The organism is Streptomyces sp. NPDC059256 (assembly GCF_042753785.1).
Lineage (GTDB): Bacteria > Actinomycetota > Actinomycetes > Streptomycetales > Streptomycetaceae > Streptomyces.
In genome coordinates, this window is record NZ_JBHYZO010000032.1 from 25,731 (window position 1) to 47,205 (window position 21,475).

Here is a 21,475-nt window from a genome sequence, read left to right on the forward strand (position 1 = left end):
CCGCCGGCTGCCCGGCCCCCTCGGTCGAACGCGGGCGCACCTCGTACCCAGACTCAGACTCAGGCTGAAGCGTCTGGAGGAGTGTCGACTCCAGCTAGACGAGTGCGGATTCCTGCGCCAACAACTCCCGGATCTCCCGGACCGCGGACCGCCCGGCCCGGTTGGCCCCCACCGTCGATGCCGAGGGCCCGTATCCCACCAGATGGACCCGTGCGTCCCGAACGGCCCGGGTCCCCGCCATCCGAATGCCGCCACCCGTCTCCCGCAGCTTCAGCGGGGCGAGGTGCTCGATGGCGGCGCGGAAACCGGTCGCCCAGAGGATGACGTCCACCGCGACGGTCACTCCGTCGTCCCACTCGGCCCCCGTCGGGGTGATCCGGTCGAACATCGGCAGCCGATCCAGCACCCCTTGCTCGCGGGCCCGCCGGACCGCGTCGGTCACCGGAAGGCCGGTCACCGACACCACGCTCTGTGGTGGCAACCCTTGACGCACCCGCTCCTCGACCAGCGACACCACCGCCCGACCGCGGTCCTCGTCGAACGGCTCGTCGACGAAGACCGGAGGCCGCCGGGTCACCCAGGTGGTCTCTGCCGCAAAGGGGGCGATCTCCATGAGGTGCTGCGTTCCTGAGGCGCCGCCGCCGACCACGAGAACCCGCTGACCTGCGAACTCCTGCGGTCCTCTGTACTGCGCCGTGTGGAGCTGGCGCCCCTCGAAGCTCTCCTGCCCCGGATAGCGCGGCCAGAACGGTCGGTCCCAGGTGCCGGTCGCGTTGATCAGCGCCCGTGTCGACCAGCGTCCGGCCGACGTCTCGACGAGCAGTCGTCCGCCTTCGCCCTCGCGCACGGCGTTCACATCGACCGGCCGCAGCACCTCCAGCCCGAAGCGCTCCTCGTACGCGGCGAAGTACTCGCCGATCACTTCCGCCGACGGCCGCCGGTCATCCGCTCCCGTCAGCTCCATCCCGGGCAGGGTGTGGATGCCGTGCACCTTGCCGAAGGTGAGCGAGGGCCAGCGGAACTGCCAGGCCCCGCCCGGTCGCGGGGCATGGTCGAACACCACGAAGTCCCGCCCGGGCACGAGCCCCACCCGCCGTAGGTGGTACGCAGCGGAGAGCCCCGCCTGCCCGGCGCCGACGACCACCACATCCACGTCCTGCACCCCAGAGTCGTTCACGTTTCTACCAACGGTGGGGGACTCGCGGATCTTCCCGCCCCACGACAATCGACGCCCTGCGAGAGGATGGCCTCATGCCCGGACCCTTCACCACGCAACTGCTCTCCGTGACCACCGGCTCGGAGGAGACCGTGACCGATCTGACCGAGGACTGCGAACGGTTCCTCCAGGAAGCCGCACAGGGCAGGGACGGCCTGTTGAACGTCTTCGTCCCCCACGCCACGGCAGGCATCGCGATCATCGAGACCGGCGCCGGCAGCGACGATGACCTACTCACCGCGCTCCATGCCCTGCTTCCCTCGGATGAACGCTGGCAACACCGCCACGGCACCCCGGGGCACGGCCGCGACCATGTCCTCCCGGCCTTCGTGCCACCGCACGCCACACTGCCGGTCATCGCCGGCCGGCTCGAACTCGGTACCTGGCAGTCGGTGTGCCTCGTCGACACCAACCGGGACAACCCTCGCCGCCAGGTGCGGCTGAGCTTCCTCGGCTAGGGGGACTCACCGCGTTGGGGCGCGGTACCGGTGGCGTCCGATGGCCGCGAGCGAGCACGTCAGCCCATGGGGTGCCGGACAGATCTCAGCCTGCTGGGTAGAAGATGAACAGCGTGCAGCCGGTGGTGGACGAGGGCACGTGCCACGACCCGGCCGGGGCGTGCAGGAACGTGCCCGCGGGGTAGTCGCGCGCTCCGTCGTTGAAGGTGCCGGCAACCACGTAGACCTCCTCCGGGCCAGGCTCGTGGACATCGCGGTGCGGCCAGGAGGTGCCCGCGTCCATCTCCAACACATTGGCGTGCGCGCCGGTCGGCCCCCGCCACAGGGGACGCAACCGTATGCCGGGGAACAGCTCACGGACAGGGGACTCGGCGACAGAGACGGAGGTGTAGCCCTCTTGGTCAAGGATCTCAGGGTGCATGTCTGCAACAGTGCCGCGCGTGGGGCGCGACGAGACAGAGACTGTTATGACACCATCAGGTACTTTCGTGCCATGCCCGCGTGATAACTCCGCTGCGGCCATCGGGTGTTCGCGTCGAGCCCCCCGAACTGCTGGACGGCCGTTCGGCCACCCCGCGGGGGCGCACAGAGCAACTGCGGCGTGCATACACCCGGGCGCGGTCGAAGAGGCTCAACCCTCCGCGCATCCGGCCGTGTTCCCGGCGGTCGCCTCCCCGCACGGGATCTCCCACGGAGCCGGGCCCGTGCCGTCCGCCCAGGCCATGAGCGCATCGTGGTCGATGCACACGATGCCGCACTGTTCCGCGTACTCCTGTGCGGGTGCGGTGAACTCACCCGTGGTCACGACCGCGGCGATCTGTGCCTCGTGCACCGAGAAACAGGTACCGCCGAAGCGCTGCATGTCCTGTGAGCCGACCTTGTTGGCCGGGCCGTACCGCTTGCACTGGATCACCATGCGCCGGCCGTCGGGCGTGGTGCCCAGGACATCGGCCCCCAGGTCCCCCGCACCTCCGGTGACCTCGATGTCCACACAACCCGCGCGTTCACACAGCTGCCCGACGGCGACCTCGAAGGCCGCGGGGTCCATGGCCGCGAAGTCCGATGGCTGGGCGACCGAACCGGCCTGGGGCTCAGGCTCGGGCTCGTACGACGAGTTCATCGCGGGTTCCGGCAGTACATCGATGTCGGCTGCGGAAAGCTCCGGCCGTACGTGCAGCGACGGTTCCTCGACCGGGCCGGTAAGGAGCCGACGGGGGCCGCTACGGGCACGGCGCGGCGATCGTATCCACAGCGCCACCAAGAAGGCGGCTGCGACGAACACCGCGGGCCAGAACATCGCATTCCGTCCCGATGCCTCCCAGATCGCTCTGAGGATCAGTCCGGCCCCGCAGATCAGAACGGCTGCGACACCGAAGGCCAGGACCGTCTGACGCATGCTGAAGGCAGGTCTCCGGCGGGCTGTCCTCGGCCGGCGCGCGGGCATCGTCATCGGTGGCCTCATCTCCCAGTACGGCGTTCCAAGATCGCTCCTGGCTCGCATCTGCCCCCACCGGCCGGCTTCACGCGGCTGGGGAGCATCGCCGTACACAAGGCGCCGGGGTACATCTCGTCCGTGGCCCTTCGGTGTGTGCTGACCGGCACCCGCCGCCTCAAGACGGCCCCCGGCAAGGGATGACACCGGTGTGGGGAGCCCGATTCGACCAAGGCTCCCCACACGGGCACTTCTTGACCTCAGCAGATGCGCGGCAGTTGCTCGCCCAACGGCAGATCGACGACCCGGGTGCCGCCGAACCCCGTACGGGCGACCACCATTCCCGGATGCTCCGTCACGCACTCACCGATCACCGCGGCACCCGCGCCCAGGGGATGGGCCCGCATGGCGGCGAGGACCGCATCGGCCTCCTCGCGCGGCACGAAGGCCACGAGCTTGCCCTCATTGGCGACGTACAACGGATCGAGCCCCAGGATGGCGCAGGCGTTGGCGACTTGAGGGGGCACCGGCACGGCGCGTTCCTCGATGCGGACCCCGACGCCCGCCGCGGTGGCGATCTCATGGAGGGACGCGGCCAGTCCACCGCGGGTGGGATCGCGCAGTACATGGATGTCCGGGGTGACGTCCAGCATGGCTTGGACCAGCCCGCCGAGCGCGGCGCAGTCGCTGGCGATCTCCACACCGAACTCCAGGCCCTCGCGCACGCTCATGATCGCAACGCCGTGGAGCCCGATCTCACCGCTGACGATCACCACATCGCCCGGTGCCGCACGCTGCGGTCGAATGTCCACTCCCTGCGGGATCAGCCCGATCCCGGAGGTGTTGATGTAGACGCCGTCCCCGTGCCCGGCTTCCACGACCTTCGTGTCGCCGGTCACCACCTGGACATCCGCAGTTCGGGCCGCATCGCCGAGCGCCTTGGCGACCCGGCCCACCACCTCCGTCTCCACTCCTTCTTCCAGGATGAAACCGCAGGACAGATAGGCGGCCCTGGCACCGCTCATCGCGAGGTCGTTGACGGTGCCGTTGACCGCGAGGTCGCCGATGCTCCCGCCGGGGAAGAACAACGGCCTGACCACGTACGAATCGGTGGAGAAGGCCAAGCGGGCATCGCCCAGGGTGAGGACGGCGCTGTCGCCGAGGTCGGCGAGGACCTCCCCGCCGAACGCCGGGACGAAGACGTGCTCCACCAACTCCGCGGACAGGGCGCCGCCTCCGCCGTGCCCCATCACCACCCGCGGGTGGTCCCTCAGCGGCAGGGGACACGTCCAGCCGGCGAAGTCCAGTTCGGCGGGGGCTTGGATGCTAGCCAACGGGGTTCGCCTCCAGACGGGTCGCCGGACTGCCCAGGCGTCGGTAGAGGTAGTAGGCGGCGCAGGCCCCCTCGCTGGAGACCATGGTGGCCCCGAGCGGTGTGCGAGGTGTGCAGGTCGTGCCGAACACCTCGCACTCATGCGGTTTCAGCAGCCCTTGGAGGACCTCGCCGCTCCGGCACTCGGCCGGCTCCAGCGTGGCGATGTCGACGACGTCGAAGCGGTGCTCCGCATCGTGCTCCCGGTAGCGGGAGGAGAGCCGCCAGCCGCTGAGGGGGATCGTGCCGATCCCGCGCCACGCGCGATCGGTGACCTCGAAGACGTCCTCCAGCATCACCCGGGCCGCCGGGTTGCCCTCCGGTTGCACCGCCCGTGGATAGGCGTTGTCGACGGTGTGCTCACCGCGCTCCAACTGCTTCACCGTGCGCCTGATGCCCTCCAGGATGTCGAGTGGCTCGAAGCCGGTGACGACGATGGGCACCCGATGACGTGCCGCCAACTCGGGGTACTCGCCGATGCCCATCACACTGCACACATGACCGGCGGCGAGGAAGCCTTGGACCCGGCAGTCCGGTGAGGTCATGATGGCCTCGATGGCGGGTGGCACGCGCACGTGCGAGACGAGCATGCTGAAGTTGCGGACGCCGTGTCTGCGGGCCTGGTAGACCGCCATCGCATTGGGCGGAGCGGTGGTCTCGAACCCGATCCCGAAGAACACCACCTCCCGGTCCGGGTTCTCCCGGGCGATCCGCAGGGCGTCCAACGGCGAGTACACCACCCGGACGTCACCGCCCTCGCTGCGCACGCGGAAGAGATCGCGCCCGGTGCCGGGCACGCGCAGCATGTCACCGAAGGAACAGAAGATCACCCCGGGCCGTGACGCGATCTCCAGCGCCTTGTCGATGACCTCCAACGGCGTCACGCAGACCGGACAGCCGGGGCCGTGGATCAGCTCCACGCCCTCGGGCAGCAACTGGTCGATGGCGTGCCGGATGATGGTGTGGGTCTGCCCGCCGCACACCTCCATCAGCGCCCAGGGGCGGGTGACGGTGGCCCTGATGTCCTCCAGCAGGCCGCGGGCCAACTCCGGATCCTGGAACTCCTCCAGATACTTCATCGCTCCGCCTCCGACGGTGTCACATCGCCCGCGGCTGCTTCCCACGGGTCACCGAACTCCTCCTGGAGCAGGCCGAGTTCGGCGAACAGCTCCAGGGTCTTGCGCGCCGACTCCTCGTCCAGCCGCTGGAGTGCGAAGCCGACGTGCACGATGGCGTACTCACCCACCTCCAGATCCGGCAGGTACTCCAGGCACACGTCCTTCACCACGCCGCCGAAATCCACGACGGCCATCCGCGTACCGTCCTGCTCGGCGATCTCGATCACTCTGCCAGGCACCGCCAGGCACATGGGGCTGACTCCTCTCAGTTCGCGGTCCGCGCGGCGACCATCAGCTGGCCGAGCGCCAGTCCACCGTCGTTGGGCGGCACCGACTGGTGCCGCAGCACCGTGAATCCATCCGCCGCCAGCCCGCGCACGCAGGCCGACAGCAGCAGGGCGTTGGCGAAGACACCACCGGTGAGGGCGACCGTCTCCAGACCGTGTTCCTCGCGTGCTCGGACGCAGAGATCTCCGACCAACTCCGCCACCGCGGTGTGGAACCGGGCCGCCGTCAGGCCCGCTTCCGCCCCGGCCCGCAGATCGGCCACGAGGTCCACGAGCACCGGAGCCGGATCGGCGACCCACCGTCCGTCTTCGAGCGCCAGGGCGAAGCGATAGCCGTCCGCAGGGCCGTGGGCATACGCCGAGCCCTCCCACTCGATCGCCGCCTGCGCCTCGTACCCCGCCCGGTGACAGACGCCCGCGAGGGAGGAGACGGCGTCGAAGAGTCGCCCCATGCTGGAGGTGGGAACACAGGCCGCGCCTGTCGCCAACTGCCGTGCCAGAACTCGGCGTTCGTCCTCGGGGCAGGCTTCCACGCAGGGCAGATCGGGGGCCCAGTCGATGCCGGCCGCCCAGAGGTGGGCCAGCGCCATCCGATACGGACGGGCCACCGCGGCATCCCCGCCGGGAAGCGGCACGTACCGCAGTTGGCCGAAGCGCCGGTGCGCGGCGTAGTCGGCCACGAGCACCTCGCCGCCCCAGACCGCGCCGTCGTCCCCGTAGCCGGTGCCGTCGAAGGCGACACCGATCACCGGCAGTGTCCCGTCCAAACCGTGTTCCGCCATGGCGGCTGCGATGTGGGCGTGATGGTGCTGGACGAGCGACACCCGCTCCGCTCCGGCGCGGTGCCGGGCCCGCTTTCCCGAGCGGTAGCCGGGATGGCGGTCCGCCGCCACGCGCCGTGGTGTCACACCGGTGACCGCGACGAGATGGTCCACGGCCCGGTCGAAGGCACTGAGCGTGGCCAGGTCGTCCATGTCGCCGATGTGCCCGGACAGCCAGGCGGAGCGCCCATCGGCCACGGCGAAGGTGTTCTTCAGATCGCCGCCGACCGCGAGGACCGGCCTGACCGCCAGGGGGAGGGGAACCGCAGTGGGCACGAAGCCGCGTGAACGCCGCAACGGGAGGGGGACGCCCTCCACGACCCGCACCAACGAGTCGTCGCAGGGCACGTGGATGGGACGGTCATGTGCCAACCAGCCGTCCACCAGGGGCGCAAGCCGTTCCCGCGCTTCCCGGTCATCGGTGACAATCGGCTCGCCACCACGGTTGGCGCTGGTCATCACCAGCAGCCGCGGTCCGACCGGATCCCCCGGAAGCCCGAAGAGCAGATGGTGCACCGGTGCGTACGGCAGCATCACCCCCAGATCCGGGCCGCCCGGTGCCACGGCCTCCAGCGCCGCCGCCAGCGCGTTCGGGAGAGGTGCGACCCGACGGTCACCTTCGGTGCGGCGCCGCAGGAGGACGATCGGCCGTGGTGGCGAGGCCATGAGCGCCCGTTCCACCGGGTCGACGGCGACGAAAGGTTCGAGATGGCCGAGATCGGCCGTCATCAGGGCGAACGGCTTGTCCCCCCGGTTCTTGCGACGGCGCAGCCGGCGGACCGCCTCGACGTTCTCGGCGTCACACGCCAGGTGGTAGCCGCCGATGCCCTTGACGGCCAGCACCGCCCCCGCAGCCAACAGCCGACGGGCCTCGACGAGCGCCGCATCGCCGTCGAGGGTGCTCGCCCCCGGTGCGATCAGCGAGAGCCGGGGGCCGCAGTCATGGCAGGAGATGGGTTGGGCGTGGAAGCGCCGGTCGGAGGGGTCGCCGTACTCCCGGGCGCAGCGTGCGCACATCGGGAAGCCCGCCATGGTGGTGGAGGGACGGTCGTAGGGCAGCGCGGTGACGATGGTGAAGCGCGGACCGCACCCCGTACAGGTGATGAACGGATGCCGGTAGCGCCGGTCGGCAGGGTCGAAGAGTTCGGCCAGGCACTGTGCGCAGGTCGCGGTGTCGGGAGGGATCAGACTCCGTCCGCTGCGCCGGGAGGCCAGGGAAGGGGCGATCGTGAAGCCCGCGGCACCGGTCGCCGCGACGTTCTCGTGCCGTACGGACACCACCCGGGCCAGCGCCGGTGCATCGGCTGCGACCCGACGGCAGAAGGCTTCCACCGCTTCCGGGGGGCCCTCGACCTCCGCAAGCACTCCCTCGCCGGTGTTGGTCACCTGCCCGCAGAGTCCGAGTTCGGAGGCGAGCGTGAAGACGAACGGCCGGAACCCGACTCCTTGGACCTGGCCCTGGACGGTGACCCTGCGGCACAGCGGGACGACCGGGGGTGGGGGGTGGATCACCACCGATCCACGCTCGGACGCTCACCCCGGTGCGCCTGCGGGAGCGGATCGTGATCGTGCTGGGGAGCCCCGTGGGTGTGTGGCAGACCGTCGTGGATGTGATCGTGGTCGTGCGTGTGCTGGTGCTCCCGGGCCGTCGCGGCGGGTGACGCCGCTCCCGCGGGGGGGTGGAGGTGATCGTGGGCCGTCGATGTGCGGGCCATCACCGGCCGGTGCACCCGCGCACCGTTTCGTACGGCCAGTGCCCGTTCCAGCAGGACGCCGATGCCCTGTCCGCTGCGGGCCGAGGTGAAGACCACTTCCACCCCGGGATTGACGCGGGTCACATTCCGTAGGAACGCCTCCTCGTCGAACTCCACCGCGGCGGCGATGTCCGTCTTGGTGACCACCACCAGATGGGCCAGTCCGAACGCCCCGGGGTACTTGAGTGGTTTGTCCTCCCCCTCGGTCACCGATGCCAGCGTCACCCGCAGCGACTCACCGAGGTCGTAGGCGGCCGGGCAGACCAGATTGCCGACGTTCTCCACGAACAGCAGTTGGGTGTCCCGGGGCAGCCAGCCCGCGAGATAGCCCCGCAGCATCACCGCCTCCAGATGGCACAGCCCGTCGGTGAGCACCTGTTGCACCGGTACGCCTGCCCGGGCCAGCCGTTCGGCGTCGTTGTCGGTGGCCAGGTCGGCCGTCAGCGCGGCGACGGGCACGCCGCGCTTCTTGGCCAGGGCGAGTTCGGACTCCAACAGTGCCGTCTTCCCGCTGCCGGGGCTGGACAGCAGGTTCACCGCGATGGCGCCCCTGCCCGCGAGTTCCGCCCGCAGAGCATCGGCGCTGGCATCGTTCCTGGCGAGGACTGCCTGCCGGAGATCGGTCGTACGGCACATGGGGTTCGCCTTCCTCGTCGGTTCGTTGGACGGATCGCTGGTCGGATAGCTGGGCGCCGGATCGCTGCGCGGGGGTCGGTGGTGTCCGGGGTCACTGGTGAGCGGGCAACGGCCCGTCAGCCCACTGGACGTCGCGGATCTGGAGCTCACGGCCGCTCAACAACTCCGCACTGGCGCCCTGACACTGCGGGCAGACCAGGTCAGGCGGCATGCCCGGATGCCATTCGACATCGCACGGACCACATCTGGCCCGCGCCGGGACGGTCCGGGTACGGAGGGAAGCGCCCTCCAGCAGGGTCCCCTGGCAGGCCAGCGCAAAGCAGAAGTCCAAGGCCGACGGGACCACTCCGGCGAGTTCGCCGACGTCCAGCCGTACGGTCGTCACGCCCGTCGCACGCTGGTCGACCGCCACCCGACCCACCTGTTCGACGACGGCCGCCGCGATCGACATCTCATGCATCGGTACGCCTCATTCCACGGCACCACTCCGGGGGCTGGCAGCGGCTAGGACGCACGGCGTGACAGCGGCTCCATTGCACTGCCTCACCGTCGCGCAGGGGGGAAGCCACGCCGTAGTGCCCGCCGGGAGCAACCCCGTCGGCAGCATTCGAGGCCCGGGGGCCACTCGCGGCTGCGAGTGCGCCCCGCAGATCACATCTGGGAGATGCGCAGATACCGCTTGAGGTCCGGCAGGCTCTGCCACACGATCGCCCCGACCAGGGCCCCGACGGCCCCCAGGAACACGGTCTTCAGCATGTTGTCGCCTTCCTCTCGTACGGTGGGCTCCCCGTCGCCCGGTTGACCTCCGCGTCGAGCACCTGCCGGATCAGGCGAACCGCCTCGTCGACGGCCGCGGCCACCGGGGCGCTCAGCCCCAAGCCCTCCTCCAGTGAGGCCGGCTCGCACCCCACCACCAGCACCCGCTCGGGCGGTACGCCGTCCGTACCGGCGCTCAGGGTGTCCAACAGCGCGAGCACCGCGTCCGGCCCCATCCGATGGCCGTCCAGTGCCGGGGCGGCCGTGGACTCCACCGGACCGGTCCTCGCCTCGATCAGGTACACCGTCCCCGGAGCCCCGCCGCGCGAGGTGGCGTCCACGAGGACCAGGGTCCGGTAGCCGTCGAGGAGTTGATACGCCAGATGGACGCCGCGCACGCCGAAGTCGACCGCGTCGACACCGTCCGGGAGCCCCCCGCCCGCCAGGCGTTGCAGGGTCTCCACCCCGAATCCATCGTCGCTGAGGAAGATGTTGCCCACCCCGGCCACCAGCACCCGACGCCCGGTCATGACTCCTCCAGCGGGATCACTTCGTCGGGCTGGTAGTAGCGGAACCTGCCCTGTACCCGCCAGAGGTCGGCCCCCGGGTCGTCCTCCACCGTCACGGCCAGGTGCACCGATCCGTCCACGTCGTGGAGCACCGCCTCCACCAGGGCCGTGCGCCCCTCCAGGAAGAGGTCCTGGGCGTCGGTGCGCCGACGGCCGGGACCCAAGCGGACCCGGCTTCCTGCCCCGATCCGCCGCCCGTCGATGACCACCCGGTCCCGGGCCGGGTCCACGTCCCGATCGCCCCCGGGATCCCACCAGGGTTGTTCTCCCGAGTCCGACACCGTTGCGCCGGGACCGCAGACGTCCCGCATCGCGCGTACGGCTCCGTGCAACCGCTCCAACACCTCGGGCGGCATGGAGTCGGCCAGATCGATGACGGCCCCGGCGCGGTCATCGGTGCCCCGGGCCTCCCGCTTCTCCTGGTCGGTCAGGGCGGCCGTGCGCAGGGCGAGGATCTCGTCGATCTCGGTGGCGTCGTAGAGCGCGCCGGGACTCTCCGGGGCGATGTGCGGATGGTCCTCCAGGATGATCGGCGACGACAGCACCACGTCCGCCCGGTCCGGTGGGCCCGCCAGGACCGGCCAGGTGTGTTCGTTGCGGCATTCGGCCACGGCTGCCTCGGCCCACCGGGGCGGGTCGGTCATCGACAGGAAGGAGCCGTGGTCAAGGGCGAGCACGAGGTGCGCCGAGACCAGGGAGTGCGGTAGGGCCGCGTCCCTGCGGGACTCTCCCGCGCCGTGCCAGCGACTGGTGTTCTCCACCACCGCGGTCAACCGCAGTGCGCTGTAGGGGCCGGGAATCTCCTCGGTGCCCAACCGGAGCACGCCCGAGACCTCCTCGGCGACCCGCACCAGCCGTCCCACCCGCACACCCGACTCGTCAAGCCCCTCTTCGGTGCGTCGCGCGGGCAGCCGGAACGGATGGGTCACCCCGTCCGCGAGTTCGGCCACCGGCACCACCAGCCTGATCCGCTCCTCGGTGCCCTCGTCCCACGGGACGAGCACCCGGTTCGCGCACTCCAGACGAGGGACCGTCTCGTAGCCGCCGTCCTCGGCGACCCGCTGCACGGTCTTGCGCTGGGCGCGCAGGAACCGCAACTCGACCGCGATCCGCGCGCCCCGGCGCGGTTCCATCAGGCACTCCGTCCGCTGATGGCTGTGCTCGGCGCTGTCCTCGCCGTATCCGGGCGGCACGAGGACACCGAACTGCCAGCGCAGCTGGTTCTTGGCCGCCGACGCCCGGTAGGGGTAGAGGACGTACCCCTCGAACAGCACGGCGTCGGCGATCTGTCGTACCGCCTCCAGCCGGGCGTCCCACTCGGCCGGAAGCTCCTGGGCATCGGCGCAGGACCGCACGGTCCCACTGCGCACCTCGGTCACCGCACGCCCTCCCCGGTCGGCACCGCCGTGCGCGCACCGTCATGGCCCGCGGGTTCCACGGCATCAAGAAGGGTGCGTACGGTCGCCTCCCACGAAGGCAGCCCCCTGCCGGTGCGGAAGGCGAGCAGATCGTCCATCAGATCACCGGGCAGCCGCAGCCAACCGCAGCCCGGAAAGTGCTGCTCCATCATCTCCCGCCAGACACTCACCGGCAGGCCCACCGACGCCTCCTTGTCCCAGGGCACCGGAGTGACCTGGAAACCGGCCGGGCCGCTGAACACCGTCCCCGAGAACAACAGCAGGAGGGGTACGTCGCCTTCGTCGAGCGCCCGGAAGTAGCGGGCCGAAGCGATGTCCACGTCATAGGTGCACGGGACCACCACATCCACCTCGGTCTCCGAGGTGAACCCGGGGACCATCACCGGCACCTGGGCGAACTCGATCGGATGAAGGGTGGTGCCCCAGCGCGAGCGCTCGCCGAACAGATCGGTCAACCGCCCGCCCTCCGCGTCGGAATAGCCACGACGGGCGGGTTGCAGCCGCAACTGACACCGCAGCGCCAGTGCGTGGACACGCGTCCCCGGGTCCGCCGTGATGCGCAGCCGCAGCACCAGCGTGGGGCCCGCCGCATGCGGATCGGCCCGCACTCCCGTACAGATGAATCCGAGGTCGGTCATACCGCGACCTCCTTCGGCAGGGGTCTGGCCCGGTCCGCGACCGCGGCGAAGAAGGCGTCGAGTTCCCTGTGGGCCTCGGTACCGCCGTCGAAGCCGCGCCAGTGCAGACGCATCCGCCCCACCAGTTCGTAGCAGATGTCGACGGGTACGAGGAAGCAGTGGTACTCCCCCCGCTCTCCCCGCGGACGACGCAACAACAGGGCCTCCACATCGGGCTCCAGGACGGCGGCCAGGCGGTTGTCAGCGAACACCGACCGCCAGGTTGACTCGTCCAACTCGCTCTCGGTGGCACCGGCCGGACTCGGATAGCACAACACCGGGTGTCCGAGCGCAGTGTTGTGGAGCACGAACGCGGTGCTCACCGGGATGCACAGGGTCGTCCACACGTCCTCGCCCGGCTCCCTGCCGGGGTCGGTCAGATAGCGGTCGGGCACCGCGCGATAGCGCCCGTCCCCGGCACCGGGGCGTTGGAACAGCAGGCTGCACGCCGTACACGCGCACACCAGGGCCCGTTCCTCGGTGTCCGCGAGATGGCGGTGGCCCGGCACGAGGGCCACCGCACAGAAGGCACAGCGCTCCGGCTGCGGTGGTGCCGGAGCGCGCAGGGCGCGCAACAGCCTGACACCCGCACCCTGCCCCTTGTACCCGCTCATCGTGCCTCCGCCGAGGTCGGAGGACGGGTACCGATCTGGAGTAGCGCGGGGGCGGTTCGCCAGACGATCTCGGTCACCTCCGGTGCATGGCAGGCGATCGTGTCCTCCACGTCCGTCGCACCGCTGCCACAACCGCAGCCCGACGCCGCCCGCCGCAGTGTGAGCGTGCCGCTGTCCGGCTGGAAGTCGACGAACTCGATCTCCGAACGGGCCAGGGTCGTCAGCGCCCGGTCGATGCGCGCCCCGACGTCCTCCGGGTGCAGTTCGTGCAGCACCAGCAGGCCGGCGACCGCGGGATCGTCCAGGAGCGGCGCCAGATCCCGCGCCGGCACGGCCTCCACCAGCGCGGTCAGCCCCTCGTCGTAGAACGCCATCAGCTCGCGGACCAGTGTCTCGCCCGCCTCCTGCGCCCCGCTGCCGGTCAGCCGGTCCAGTGCCTCCTGCACCCGCGCACCCGTTTGGTCCGCTGTCATCCGCCGAGCCCGCTCAGACCGGTGGGCACGTGCATCTGCTGGAGGGTGCGCCCACCGCCCACGTACATGTGCACACCGCAGGGCAGGCAGGGGTCGAAGCTGCGGACGGCGCGCATGATGTCGATGCCCTTGAAGTTCTCCGGGGAGTTCTCCTCGAAGATCGGGGTGTTCTGCACCGCGTCCTCGTACGGGCCCGGAGTGCCGAAGTTGTCCCGGACGCTGGCGTTCCAAGGAGTCGGTGGATACGGGTGATAGTTGGCGATCTTGCCGTCGCGGATCACCATGTGGTGCGACAGGACGCCCCGCACCGCCTCCGTGAAGCCGCAGCCGATGCTCTCGTCCGGCACCTCGAACTTCTCCCAGGTCTGGGTGCGACCGGCGCGCACCTCCGCAAGGGCCTTCTCCGCGAAGTGGAGTGCCGCGGCGGCTGCGTACGCCTGGAAGTAGGTGCGGGCGCGATTGCGCTCCAGCGCATTGCTCCACTTCGGGATCTTCCACTCGAAGGTGGTCTCCGGCTTGGTCATCGACCGGGGCAGGTTGATGACCACGCTGTGACCGGTCGCCTTGATGTACCCGATGTCGACGAGACCCGACAGGGCGGTGGACCAGAGCCGTGCGATGGGGCCGCCGCCGGTGTCCAGGGCCAGGTGCTCCTTGCCGTCGAACCAGCGGGGGGACATCACCCAGCTGTACTTCTCGTCGAAGTTCCGCTTCTGCGGGGCGGGAATGGTGTGCTGGTTCCACGGGTGCCGGGGATCGACGGGGTTGCCCAACGGGTCGTGGGTGACGAAGAGGTCCTTGCCCTCCCAGTCCTCGTAGTACGAGCTGCCGAGGAGGATGCGGATGCCGAGATTGATCTCGGTGAGGTCGTTGGTGACGAGTTTGCCGTCGACGACGACGCCCGGGGTGACGAACATCTTCCGTCCCCAGTCCGTCATGTTCTGGTAGGTGAAGTCGCAGTGGTCCGGGTCGTTCAGGCTGCCCCAACACCCCAGCAGCACCCGCCGCCTGCCGACCTCCTCGTACCCGGGCAACGCCTCGTAGAAGAAGTCGAAGAGGTCGTCGTGGAGCGGGACGACCTTCTTCATGAACTCCACGTACCGCATCAGACGGGTGAGGTAGTCGGTGAACAACTGCACGGTGGCCACCGTGCCGACGCCGCCCGGATAGAGGGTGGAGGGGTGGACGTGGCGCCCCTCCATCAGACAGAACATCTCCCGGGTGTAGCGGCTGACCTGGAGCGCCTCACGGTAGAACTCGCCCTCGATGGGGTTGAGGGAGCGCATGATGTCGGCGATCGTCCGATAGCCGTGGTCGGCCGCATGGGGCGCCGCGGTGCGCTCGGCCAGTTCCAGGACGCCGGGGTTGGTCTCGCGGACCATCCGCTCGCAGTAGTCGACCCCGACCAGGTTCTCCTGGAAGATGTTGTGGTCGAACATGTACTCGGCCGCCTCGCCGAGATTGATGATCCACTCGGCGAGATGCGGTGGCTTCACCCCATAGGCCATGTTCTGGGCGTAGACGGAGCACGTGGCGTGGTTGTCGCCGCAGATGCCGCAGATCCGGCTGGTGATGAAGTGGGCGTCGCGGGGGTCCTTGCCCCGCATGAAGACGCTGTAGCCGCGGAAGACCGAGGAGGTGCTGTAGCACTCCGCGACCTTCTTCTGCTTGAAGTCGATCTTCGTGTGGATGCCCAGGCTGCCCACGATCCGTGTGATCGGGTCCCAGGCCATCTCCACCAGGCCACTGCCGTCGCCGGCCGCCTTGGTCTTTGCTGCCATCGTGTCTCTCATGCCCTTCTGGGAGCGGTGCTACGTAGCCGGCGGCACCGGTGGGGCCGCGCACTCATCGCGGCGAGCGGTAGCCGGTCGTCAGCTGGCGGCCGGTCCGACGCCACTTGGGTTCCTTGTCGAGCGTCTTCGAGGTGATCGTGCGCAGCCGCCGAATCACCGCTCCGTACGCGGAGCTGGCGTTGCTGGAGATGTGCGATCCGGGCGGGGCGTCCATGAACGGCATGAACTTGTCGGGGAATCCGGGCATCGTGCAGCCGATGCAGATGCCACCCACGTTGGGACAGCCGCCGATGCCGTTGATCCAGCCGCGCTTGGTGACGTTGCACTTCACCACCGGGCCCCAGCAGCCGAGGCGCACCAGGCACTCGGGCGTGCCGTACTCCGAGGCGAACTGGCCCTGCTCGTAGTAGCCGCCGCGGTCGCAGCCCTCGTGCACGGTCGCGCCGAAGAGCCAGGTGGGGCGGAGCTTGTCGTCGAGCGGGATCATCGGCGCGGAGCCGGCGAGCTGGTACAGCAGATAGGTGAGCGTCTCGGCGAAGTTGTCCGGCTGGATGGGGCAGCCCGGTACGCAGACGATCGGCAGCCCGGCCTTGGACTTCCAGTCCCAGCCGAGGTAGTCGGGGACGCCCATGGCGCCGGTCGGGTTGCCCGCCATGGCGTGGATGCCGCCGTAGGTGGCGCAGGTGCCGATGGCGACGACCGCGGTCGCCTTGGCGGCGAGCCGGTCGAGCCACTCACTGGTGGTGATGGGCTGACCGGTCTCGGGGTCGTCGCCGAACCCACACCAGTAGCCCTCGTTCTTGATCTGCTCATTGGGGATGGAACCCTCGACGACCAGGACGAACGGCTCGATCTCGCCGCGTTCCGCCTTGAAGAACCACTCGATGAAGTTGTCCGCCCCTTGCACCGGGCCGCATTCGAAGTCGATCAGCGGCCAGTGCACGGCGACCTTGGGCAGGCCGGGGAGCGCTCCGGTGACGATCTCCTCGATGCTCGGCTGCATCGCCGCGGTCAGGGCCACCGAATCGCCGTCGCAGCTGAGGCCCGCGTTGATCCAGAGGATGTGCACCGTGTCGGTCTCGGTGCCGGTGGTAGCCGTCCCGTTCATGAAGCCGCCTCCCTAAAAGGGACAAATCATCTGAGATTGCTCACTAAGGTCATAGCACCTCGCCCCGGGCGGTGCCGTTCGGAAGCCCCGGTGTGGTCGCCCGGAAAGCCGTACCGCGGGTGGCGGTCGGCGCGGGGTGGTGGGTGTCCTCGGGTGGCGGCGCCGATGGCGGCCATCGGGGCGCGCTCGGCCGGTGGAGTGGCGGCCGACTAGGTAAATCGCACATATGGGCGATAATGAAGGTAGGAGACGGTCGCGGGAGAGCCCCTGGACGCGCGCATACATGGATCTTCTTCGGCCGCTCGGACCTGCGGAGGTCAGGCGCCCCAAGGGATCCGGGGTGCCGCCGCCGCTCCGGTCGAGCTCTGCCCTGAGACGGGTCTCGAAGAAGAATCGTCAGGCGTGCTAGTCTGTTTAAGTTGCAGTTGTGGTTCCCATATATTTCGAGTGCTCGGCGGTTTCGTATTCCGTCGGACACTTTTATACTTCCGGTCTCTCCGGACGGGGCAATCATCGCGGCGACGCCGGGTTCCGCACAGTGTGGAATCCCGAGCATGCCCCAAGGAGATTTTGTTATGGCTACTGGCACCGTGAAGTGGTTCAACGCGGAAAAGGGTTTCGGATTCATCGAGCAGGAGGGTGGCGGCCCGGACGTCTTCGCCCACTACTCGAACATCGCGACCTCTGGCTTCCGTGAGCTTCAGGAAGGCCAGAAGGTGAACTTCGATGTCACCCAGGGCCAGAAGGGCCCCCAGGCGGAGAACATCGTTCCCGCCTAAAGCTAAAAAGTGTTAGACGACTGGGGCCCGCACCCGAGGTGCGGGCCCTGGTTCGTTGCCGCATGTGAGGTTCGCCAACGCAGGGCCGGGACCTCATGGCAACTCCCTCACCACGGTGAGTTCTTGACATTCCGGATGCCCTGGTAGCGCTATTACAGCACCAGCACGGCCCGTGTCTTCAGCATTTCGGCTCGTTTCTGCGATTCATTCGGTTTCTTTGCACCGGGGGATTCCTCGATACGCGCCATATCGGGGAAAGGTCTCCATGCAGCGCCCACATCGTACGAATCGTTCCTCCCCTTCGCGCAAGCGCACCCCCGCAGGCTCAGGTCGCAGCGGAAACCCCCGCTCCCAGGGCCAGGGTGGCTCCAACGGACGCCCCCGCCCCGCGCCGAAGCAGGACTTCCAACTTCCCACCACCATCACTCCCGCACTCCCGGCGGTAGAGACCTTCGACGCACTGGAGCTTCCCGCTCCGGTACTGAAGACGCTCACCACCCTGGGCGTGACCGAGCCCTTCCCGATCCAGGCAGCGACCCTGCCCAACGCCCTGGCCGGGCGGGACGTCCTGGGACGCGGACGCACCGGATCGGGCAAGACGCTCGCCTTCGGACTGGCGCTCCTCACCCGCACCGCCGGACACCGCGCCACCCCCAGGCAGCCGCTGGCCATGGTCCTGGTTCCCACGCGCGAACTGGCCCAGCAGGTCAACGAGGCACTCACCCCGTACGCCCGCTCCCTCGGGCTGCGACTGGCCACCCTCGTCGGCGGACTGTCGATCGGCAAGCAGGCCGCTGCACTGCGCACAGGGGCCGACGTCGTCGTCGCCACCCCCGGGCGGTTGAACGACCTCATCGAGCGCGGCGACTGCCGCCTGGACCGGGTGCGCATCACCGTCCTGGACGAGGCCGACCAGATGGCGGACATGGGCTTCATGCCCCAGGTCACCCGGCTGCTCGACCAGGTCAACGCCGAAGGGCAGCGGATGTTCTTCTCCGCCACCTTGGACCGCAGCATCGACACCCTGGTCCGTCGCTACCTCCACGACCCGGTGGTCCACTCCGTCGACCCCTCCGTCGGCGCGGTCACCACGATGGAGCACCACCTCCTGCACGTCCACGCGGCCGACAAGCACACCGTCGCCACCGAGATCGCCGCTCGGGACGGGCGCGTGATCATGTTCCTCGACACCAAGCGGTCGGTGGACAAGTTCACCAAGCACCTGCTGAGCGTCGGCGTCCACGCCGCGGCGCTGCACGGCGGTAGGTCCCAGCCGCAGCGCACCCGCACACTGGCGCAGTTCAAGTCCGGCGAGGTCACCGTGCTGGTCGCGACCAACGTCGCGGCCCGCGGTATCCACGTGGACGACCTCGACCTCGTCGTCAACGTCGATCCGCCTGCGGACCACAAGGACTATCTGCACCGGGGCGGCCGGACCGCCCGCGCGGGCGAGTCGGGCCGTGTGGTCACCCTGGTCACCCCCGATCAGCGGCGTGAGATGACGCGGCTGATGTCGGACGCCGACATCGCGCCGCACACCACGCAGGTGCGTTCCGGCGAGGCCGAGCTGACCCGTATCACCGCTGCTCAGGCACCCTCGGGCGTACCCATCAATGTGAGTGCCCCGGCCGCACAGCGTCCCAAGACGGGCAGTGCCCCCTTCCGAGGCCGTGGAACCCGACCGGGACAGCCCGCCCGCGCCGGTGGTGCGTCCCGTCGGTCCACCGAGTCCCGCCGCACCGCCGAAGCCCGCAAGGCGGCCCGGGTGCGACGCTCGGCCTAGGCGGTACCTCCGAACCGCTCGGCTGCCCTTTCGTAGGACGCCTGGCGGGACGACCCGAACAAGCGAAGGGGCCGCTCGCCACATCAGGCGAGCGGCCCCTTCGCGCTGTCCTTCATGGGCTTTCATGGGCCTTCACGGGCGATCGCGCGGCTTCCGCGACGGATAGCCCGGGTCGATAGGACTGTTCTCCGCGGTGAGTGCGTCTCCGGTGGGGACCCAGCTCGTCTCAGCCACGCACCGTAGTGATCAACTCGGCCAGGAGCGTGGCGCGAAGCGGCATCTCGGAGACCAACACATGCTCGTCGTCGGCATGGGCACCACCGCCCACCGCGCCGAGACCGTCCAGGGTCGGGACACCCGCGCCCGCGGTGAGATTCCCGTCCGAGGCGCCCCCCACCGCCGCCGCACGCAGCGGCTCCATCCCGAGACGAGCCGCCGCCCGTTGCGCCGACGCGAAGAGTGCGGCCGAGGAGCTGTGCTCCAACGGCGGCCGATGGGGCCCGCCTTCCACGGCCAGATGTGCACCGGGAGTGCGTACGGCGAGCGTGCGGATCAGTTCGTCCACCCGCGTCAGAGCCGCGGCGCTTGCGGCCCGTACGTCGACACGGATCGTGGCCAGATCGGGCACCGTGTTGCCGGAGGTGCCCGCGGAGACGAGGGTCGGGGTGATGGTGGTGGCCTCCGGGCCGTGCGGTCGGCCCTCGCGCATCAGCGCGTCCAGTTCGGCGAGCGCAAGGATCTGATGGGCCGCCTCGATCGCCGCGTTGATTCCCTTCTCCGGCTGGAGGCCGGAGTGCGCGGCTCTGCCCCGCACGGAGATGTCGTACCGGGACACCCCCTTGCGCACGGTCTTCAACGCTCCGTCGTCGGCGGACGCCTCCAGGACGAAGGCCGCCGCACACCCCCGCGCCGATTCCAGGATCAACTCCCGAGAGGTGCGGGAACCGACCTCCTCGTCCCCCGTGACCAGGATGCAGATGCCGTCGAGGGAGTCGAGACTCCCCACCGCGTGGAACATCTGCACCAGCCCCGCCTTCATGTCGAAGACACCGGGTCCACGGGCGATGCCGTCCTCGACGGACCAGGGATGGCTGGACAAGGAGCCGATCGGCCATACGGTGTCGTGGTGCCCGACCAGGAGCACCCGGGGAACGCCGAAGGCCCAGCGCAGATGGGTCACCCCGCCGATCACCAGGGTTTCGGGAGCTGTGTCCAGCCATCGGCTGCCCTGCGCCGCGACCGTCGTCGCACTGCGGGCCACGGCCTGATGGTCGGCCGAGAAGGATTCGCACAGAACGAGCTCTTCCAACTCGGTCAGCATGCGGTTGAGATCCACGAGGTCCCTTCGTTGAACACAGGAGGACTTGCCCGTCGATCCGATCCGGCGACCCCCGGCCCGCTACCGCCGACACGTGCTCTCGGCGCGGCGGACAGGGCCGTCCGTGGGCCGCCACGACAACTGCGGTACTCGCTCATGGACACCCCCGATCGGGTCGAACTCCGGTAAAGCGTAAGTTCGTTGGGAATCATCCCAAGAACGGCGACAGCAGGCTACGATGCGTGGGCTCCGGTCCTACCGGTGTGACAACTCAATGCGCGTACGACTGGGGAAAGCCGGTGTGATTCCGGCGCTGACCTGCAACCGTGATCGGCGATTGGCTGCCGTGAGCCGGACCGCCCGTCGTGACGCGCGTGCACTGCTTCCCACCGCCATGGTCTGCGGCGCGAAGCCCCGAGTCCGGTGCACGGCAGCGTCCGTCCACGGGGCGGTGCGTGGGCCGTTGGTCGGTTCCCAGGGGTCGCGCGGCCGGCCTCCATCGGAAAGGCACCCTCGTGCGCCAGACGCTCGCCCTCCGCGTTGCGACCCTCACCGCCGTGCTCGGCCTCACCCTCACCGCCGCACCCCTCGCCCATGCGACACCCGCGCCCACCACCGTCCCCACGAATGCGCCGGTCTTCGTGAAGCTCACGGTGCAAGGACCGGAAGGGCGTCTCTTCAAGGGCCTCATCAGAACCAAGGGGCACGACGTCACCACCGCGACGGGTGGTACCCACCGTTGTGACGGCACCAACGGCGGTCAGTACCCGACCGCCGTACCCACCCCGACCGCGGCGCTCGACGACGCCGCGCGCAAGCGCCACTTCACCTGGGACGGCACCTGGTACTCGTCCTTCGACGACTTCTCCGTGGACACCATCAAGGGAGTCAGCGGTGGGGCTTCCGCGTACTGGAACATATCGGTGAACGGCGTACCCACGCCGGTCGGTGGCTGCCAGTTCCGCATCAGGACCGGTGACCACGTCGCCTTCACCTGGACTGCCTTCTAGGCCGCATCAGACACCGTTCGCCCTGTTGGGTAGTGCCGCCTCGACGTCGACCTCGCCCGGTCGACATCGAGGCGGCATGACAG

General features: G+C 69.4%; 22 protein-coding genes and 1 riboswitch. Of the genes, 4 read left to right on the forward strand and 18 right to left on the reverse strand.

Annotated features, from left to right (window positions below; genetic code table 11):
• Positions 1-94: 94 nt before the first annotated feature.
• Positions 95-1,162, reverse strand: a complete 1,068-nt coding sequence (locus ACFXJL_RS33080) for an NAD(P)-binding domain-containing protein (protein WP_384698870.1) — start codon at positions 1,160-1,162, stop codon at positions 95-97.
• Positions 1,163-1,251: 89 nt separating this feature from the next.
• Between ACFXJL_RS33080 and ACFXJL_RS33085 the strand changes: the two genes are divergently transcribed.
• Complete coding sequence (locus ACFXJL_RS33085; RefSeq protein ID WP_329015015.1) at positions 1,252-1,674, forward strand: secondary thiamine-phosphate synthase enzyme YjbQ; 423 nt, start codon at positions 1,252-1,254, stop codon at positions 1,672-1,674.
• An 85-nt stretch (positions 1,675-1,759) separates the two neighbouring features.
• Here ACFXJL_RS33085 and ACFXJL_RS33090 read toward each other — a convergent pair whose 3' ends face one another.
• From ACFXJL_RS33090 to ACFXJL_RS33165, 16 genes are all read right to left on the reverse strand, one after another.
• Entirely contained in the window at positions 1,760-2,095 is a 336-nt protein-coding gene (locus ACFXJL_RS33090; RefSeq protein ID WP_384644332.1) for a cupin domain-containing protein, read from the reverse strand.
• A gap of 210 nt (positions 2,096-2,305) precedes the next feature.
• Positions 2,306-3,070: a restriction endonuclease gene (locus ACFXJL_RS33095; protein WP_384698810.1), complete on the reverse strand. Its 765-nt coding sequence runs from the start codon at positions 3,068-3,070 to the stop codon at positions 2,306-2,308.
• A 296-nt stretch (positions 3,071-3,366) separates the two neighbouring features.
• Entirely contained in the window at positions 3,367-4,440 is a 1,074-nt protein-coding gene (gene hypE, locus ACFXJL_RS33100; RefSeq protein ID WP_384698813.1) for a hydrogenase expression/formation protein HypE, read from the reverse strand.
• Positions 4,433-5,557, reverse strand: a complete 1,125-nt coding sequence (hypD, locus tag ACFXJL_RS33105) for a hydrogenase formation protein HypD (RefSeq protein ID WP_384698816.1) — start codon at positions 5,555-5,557, stop codon at positions 4,433-4,435. Before hypD ends, hypE begins: the two co-directional genes overlap by 8 nt.
• Positions 5,554-5,847 (reverse strand): HypC/HybG/HupF family hydrogenase formation chaperone, encoded by a 294-nt coding sequence (locus tag ACFXJL_RS33110; protein ID WP_329014984.1) that lies wholly within the window; start codon positions 5,845-5,847, stop codon positions 5,554-5,556. Before ACFXJL_RS33110 ends, hypD begins: the two co-directional genes overlap by 4 nt.
• A 14-nt stretch (positions 5,848-5,861) precedes the next feature.
• The gene (hypF, locus tag ACFXJL_RS33115) at positions 5,862-8,216 is read right to left on the reverse strand and encodes a carbamoyltransferase HypF (RefSeq protein ID WP_384698873.1); all 2,355 of its coding nucleotides are present in this window, start codon (positions 8,214-8,216) and stop codon (positions 5,862-5,864) included.
• Positions 8,213-9,094 (reverse strand): hydrogenase nickel incorporation protein HypB, encoded by an 882-nt coding sequence (gene hypB, locus ACFXJL_RS33120; RefSeq protein ID WP_384698819.1) that lies wholly within the window; start codon positions 9,092-9,094, stop codon positions 8,213-8,215. Before hypB ends, hypF begins: the two co-directional genes overlap by 4 nt.
• A 91-nt stretch (positions 9,095-9,185) precedes the next feature.
• Complete coding sequence (hypA, locus tag ACFXJL_RS33125; protein WP_358881698.1) at positions 9,186-9,554, reverse strand: hydrogenase maturation nickel metallochaperone HypA; 369 nt, start codon at positions 9,552-9,554, stop codon at positions 9,186-9,188.
• 191 nt (positions 9,555-9,745) lie between these two features.
• Positions 9,746-9,850, reverse strand: a complete 105-nt coding sequence (locus ACFXJL_RS33130) for a DUF6893 family small protein (RefSeq protein WP_383541596.1) — start codon at positions 9,848-9,850, stop codon at positions 9,746-9,748.
• Positions 9,844-10,380: a hydrogenase maturation protease gene (locus ACFXJL_RS33135; protein ID WP_384698822.1), complete on the reverse strand. Its 537-nt coding sequence runs from the start codon at positions 10,378-10,380 to the stop codon at positions 9,844-9,846. The genes ACFXJL_RS33130 and ACFXJL_RS33135 overlap by 7 nt, the downstream gene beginning before the upstream one ends.
• Positions 10,377-11,798, reverse strand: coding sequence for a hypothetical protein (locus tag ACFXJL_RS33140; RefSeq protein WP_384698825.1), 1,422 nt, complete (start codon positions 11,796-11,798; stop codon positions 10,377-10,379). The genes ACFXJL_RS33135 and ACFXJL_RS33140 overlap by 4 nt, the downstream gene beginning before the upstream one ends.
• On the reverse strand, positions 11,795-12,475 hold the full coding sequence (locus ACFXJL_RS33145; protein WP_384698828.1) for a DUF6084 family protein: 681 nt from the start codon (positions 12,473-12,475) through the stop codon (positions 11,795-11,797). The genes ACFXJL_RS33140 and ACFXJL_RS33145 overlap by 4 nt, the downstream gene beginning before the upstream one ends.
• A complete protein-coding gene (locus ACFXJL_RS33150; RefSeq protein ID WP_358881695.1) occupies positions 12,472-13,128 on the reverse strand; it encodes a DUF5947 family protein in 657 nt (218 codons plus the stop codon). The genes ACFXJL_RS33145 and ACFXJL_RS33150 overlap by 4 nt, the downstream gene beginning before the upstream one ends.
• Positions 13,125-13,601, reverse strand: coding sequence for a thioredoxin (locus tag ACFXJL_RS33155; protein ID WP_384644316.1), 477 nt, complete (start codon positions 13,599-13,601; stop codon positions 13,125-13,127). The genes ACFXJL_RS33150 and ACFXJL_RS33155 overlap by 4 nt, the downstream gene beginning before the upstream one ends.
• A complete protein-coding gene (locus ACFXJL_RS33160) occupies positions 13,598-15,382 on the reverse strand; it encodes a nickel-dependent hydrogenase large subunit (protein WP_384644314.1) in 1,785 nt (594 codons plus the stop codon). The genes ACFXJL_RS33155 and ACFXJL_RS33160 overlap by 4 nt, the downstream gene beginning before the upstream one ends.
• Before the next feature lie 64 nt (positions 15,383-15,446).
• Positions 15,447-16,502, reverse strand: a complete 1,056-nt coding sequence (locus ACFXJL_RS33165; protein ID WP_329014964.1) for a hydrogenase expression protein HypE — start codon at positions 16,500-16,502, stop codon at positions 15,447-15,449.
• Positions 16,503-17,077: 575 nt separating this feature from the next.
• Here ACFXJL_RS33165 and ACFXJL_RS33170 point away from each other — a divergent pair.
• Together ACFXJL_RS33170 and ACFXJL_RS33175 are read left to right on the forward strand one after the other, a co-directional pair.
• A complete protein-coding gene (locus ACFXJL_RS33170; RefSeq protein WP_142215547.1) occupies positions 17,078-17,281 on the forward strand; it encodes a cold-shock protein in 204 nt (67 codons plus the stop codon).
• Positions 17,282-17,546: 265 nt separating this feature from the next.
• Entirely contained in the window at positions 17,547-19,064 is a 1,518-nt protein-coding gene (locus ACFXJL_RS33175; RefSeq protein WP_358881692.1) for a DEAD/DEAH box helicase, read from the forward strand.
• Between the two features lie 226 nt (positions 19,065-19,290).
• Here the strand turns inward: ACFXJL_RS33175 and ACFXJL_RS33180 are convergent, their stop codons facing one another.
• A complete protein-coding gene (locus tag ACFXJL_RS33180; RefSeq protein ID WP_384698876.1) occupies positions 19,291-20,385 on the reverse strand; it encodes a M20/M25/M40 family metallo-hydrolase in 1,095 nt (364 codons plus the stop codon).
• A gap of 239 nt (positions 20,386-20,624) precedes the next feature.
• A riboswitch (cobalamin riboswitch) is annotated at positions 20,625-20,761 on the forward strand.
• 136 nt (positions 20,762-20,897) lie between these two features.
• Here ACFXJL_RS33180 and ACFXJL_RS33185 point away from each other — a divergent pair.
• A complete protein-coding gene (locus ACFXJL_RS33185; RefSeq protein ID WP_329014958.1) occupies positions 20,898-21,392 on the forward strand; it encodes a DUF4430 domain-containing protein in 495 nt (164 codons plus the stop codon).
• The last annotated feature ends 83 nt before the right edge of the window (positions 21,393-21,475 follow it).

Excerpts from the sequence above, each read along its gene's own strand:
- ACFXJL_RS33085 (WP_329015015.1), top strand. The coding sequence starts at position 1,252 with ATGCCCGGACCCTTCACCACGCAACTGCTCTCCGTGACCACCGGCTCG.
- ACFXJL_RS33090 (WP_384644332.1), bottom strand. The coding sequence starts at position 2,095 with ATGCACCCTGAGATCCTTGACCAAGAGGGCTACACCTCCGTCTCTGTC.
- ACFXJL_RS33095 (WP_384698810.1), bottom strand. The coding sequence starts at position 3,070 with ATGCGTCAGACGGTCCTGGCCTTCGGTGTCGCAGCCGTTCTGATCTGC.
- hypD (WP_384698816.1), bottom strand. The coding sequence starts at position 5,557 with ATGAAGTATCTGGAGGAGTTCCAGGATCCGGAGTTGGCCCGCGGCCTG.
- ACFXJL_RS33110 (WP_329014984.1), bottom strand. The coding sequence starts at position 5,847 with ATGTGCCTGGCGGTGCCTGGCAGAGTGATCGAGATCGCCGAGCAGGAC.
- hypB (WP_384698819.1), bottom strand. The coding sequence starts at position 9,094 with ATGTGCCGTACGACCGATCTCCGGCAGGCAGTCCTCGCCAGGAACGAT.
- hypA (WP_358881698.1), bottom strand. The coding sequence starts at position 9,554 with ATGCATGAGATGTCGATCGCGGCGGCCGTCGTCGAACAGGTGGGTCGG.
- ACFXJL_RS33130 (WP_383541596.1), bottom strand. The coding sequence starts at position 9,850 with ATGCTGAAGACCGTGTTCCTGGGGGCCGTCGGGGCCCTGGTCGGGGCG.
- ACFXJL_RS33135 (WP_384698822.1), bottom strand. The coding sequence starts at position 10,380 with ATGACCGGGCGTCGGGTGCTGGTGGCCGGGGTGGGCAACATCTTCCTC.
- ACFXJL_RS33145 (WP_384698828.1), bottom strand. The coding sequence starts at position 12,475 with ATGACCGACCTCGGATTCATCTGTACGGGAGTGCGGGCCGATCCGCAT.
- ACFXJL_RS33150 (WP_358881695.1), bottom strand. The coding sequence starts at position 13,128 with ATGAGCGGGTACAAGGGGCAGGGTGCGGGTGTCAGGCTGTTGCGCGCC.
- ACFXJL_RS33155 (WP_384644316.1), bottom strand. The coding sequence starts at position 13,601 with ATGACAGCGGACCAAACGGGTGCGCGGGTGCAGGAGGCACTGGACCGG.
- ACFXJL_RS33160 (WP_384644314.1), bottom strand. The coding sequence starts at position 15,382 with ATGGCAGCAAAGACCAAGGCGGCCGGCGACGGCAGTGGCCTGGTGGAG.
- ACFXJL_RS33165 (WP_329014964.1), bottom strand. The coding sequence starts at position 16,502 with ATGAACGGGACGGCTACCACCGGCACCGAGACCGACACGGTGCACATC.
- ACFXJL_RS33170 (WP_142215547.1), top strand. The coding sequence starts at position 17,078 with ATGGCTACTGGCACCGTGAAGTGGTTCAACGCGGAAAAGGGTTTCGGA.
- ACFXJL_RS33175 (WP_358881692.1), top strand. The coding sequence starts at position 17,547 with ATGCAGCGCCCACATCGTACGAATCGTTCCTCCCCTTCGCGCAAGCGC.
- ACFXJL_RS33180 (WP_384698876.1), bottom strand. The coding sequence starts at position 20,385 with ATGCTGACCGAGTTGGAAGAGCTCGTTCTGTGCGAATCCTTCTCGGCC.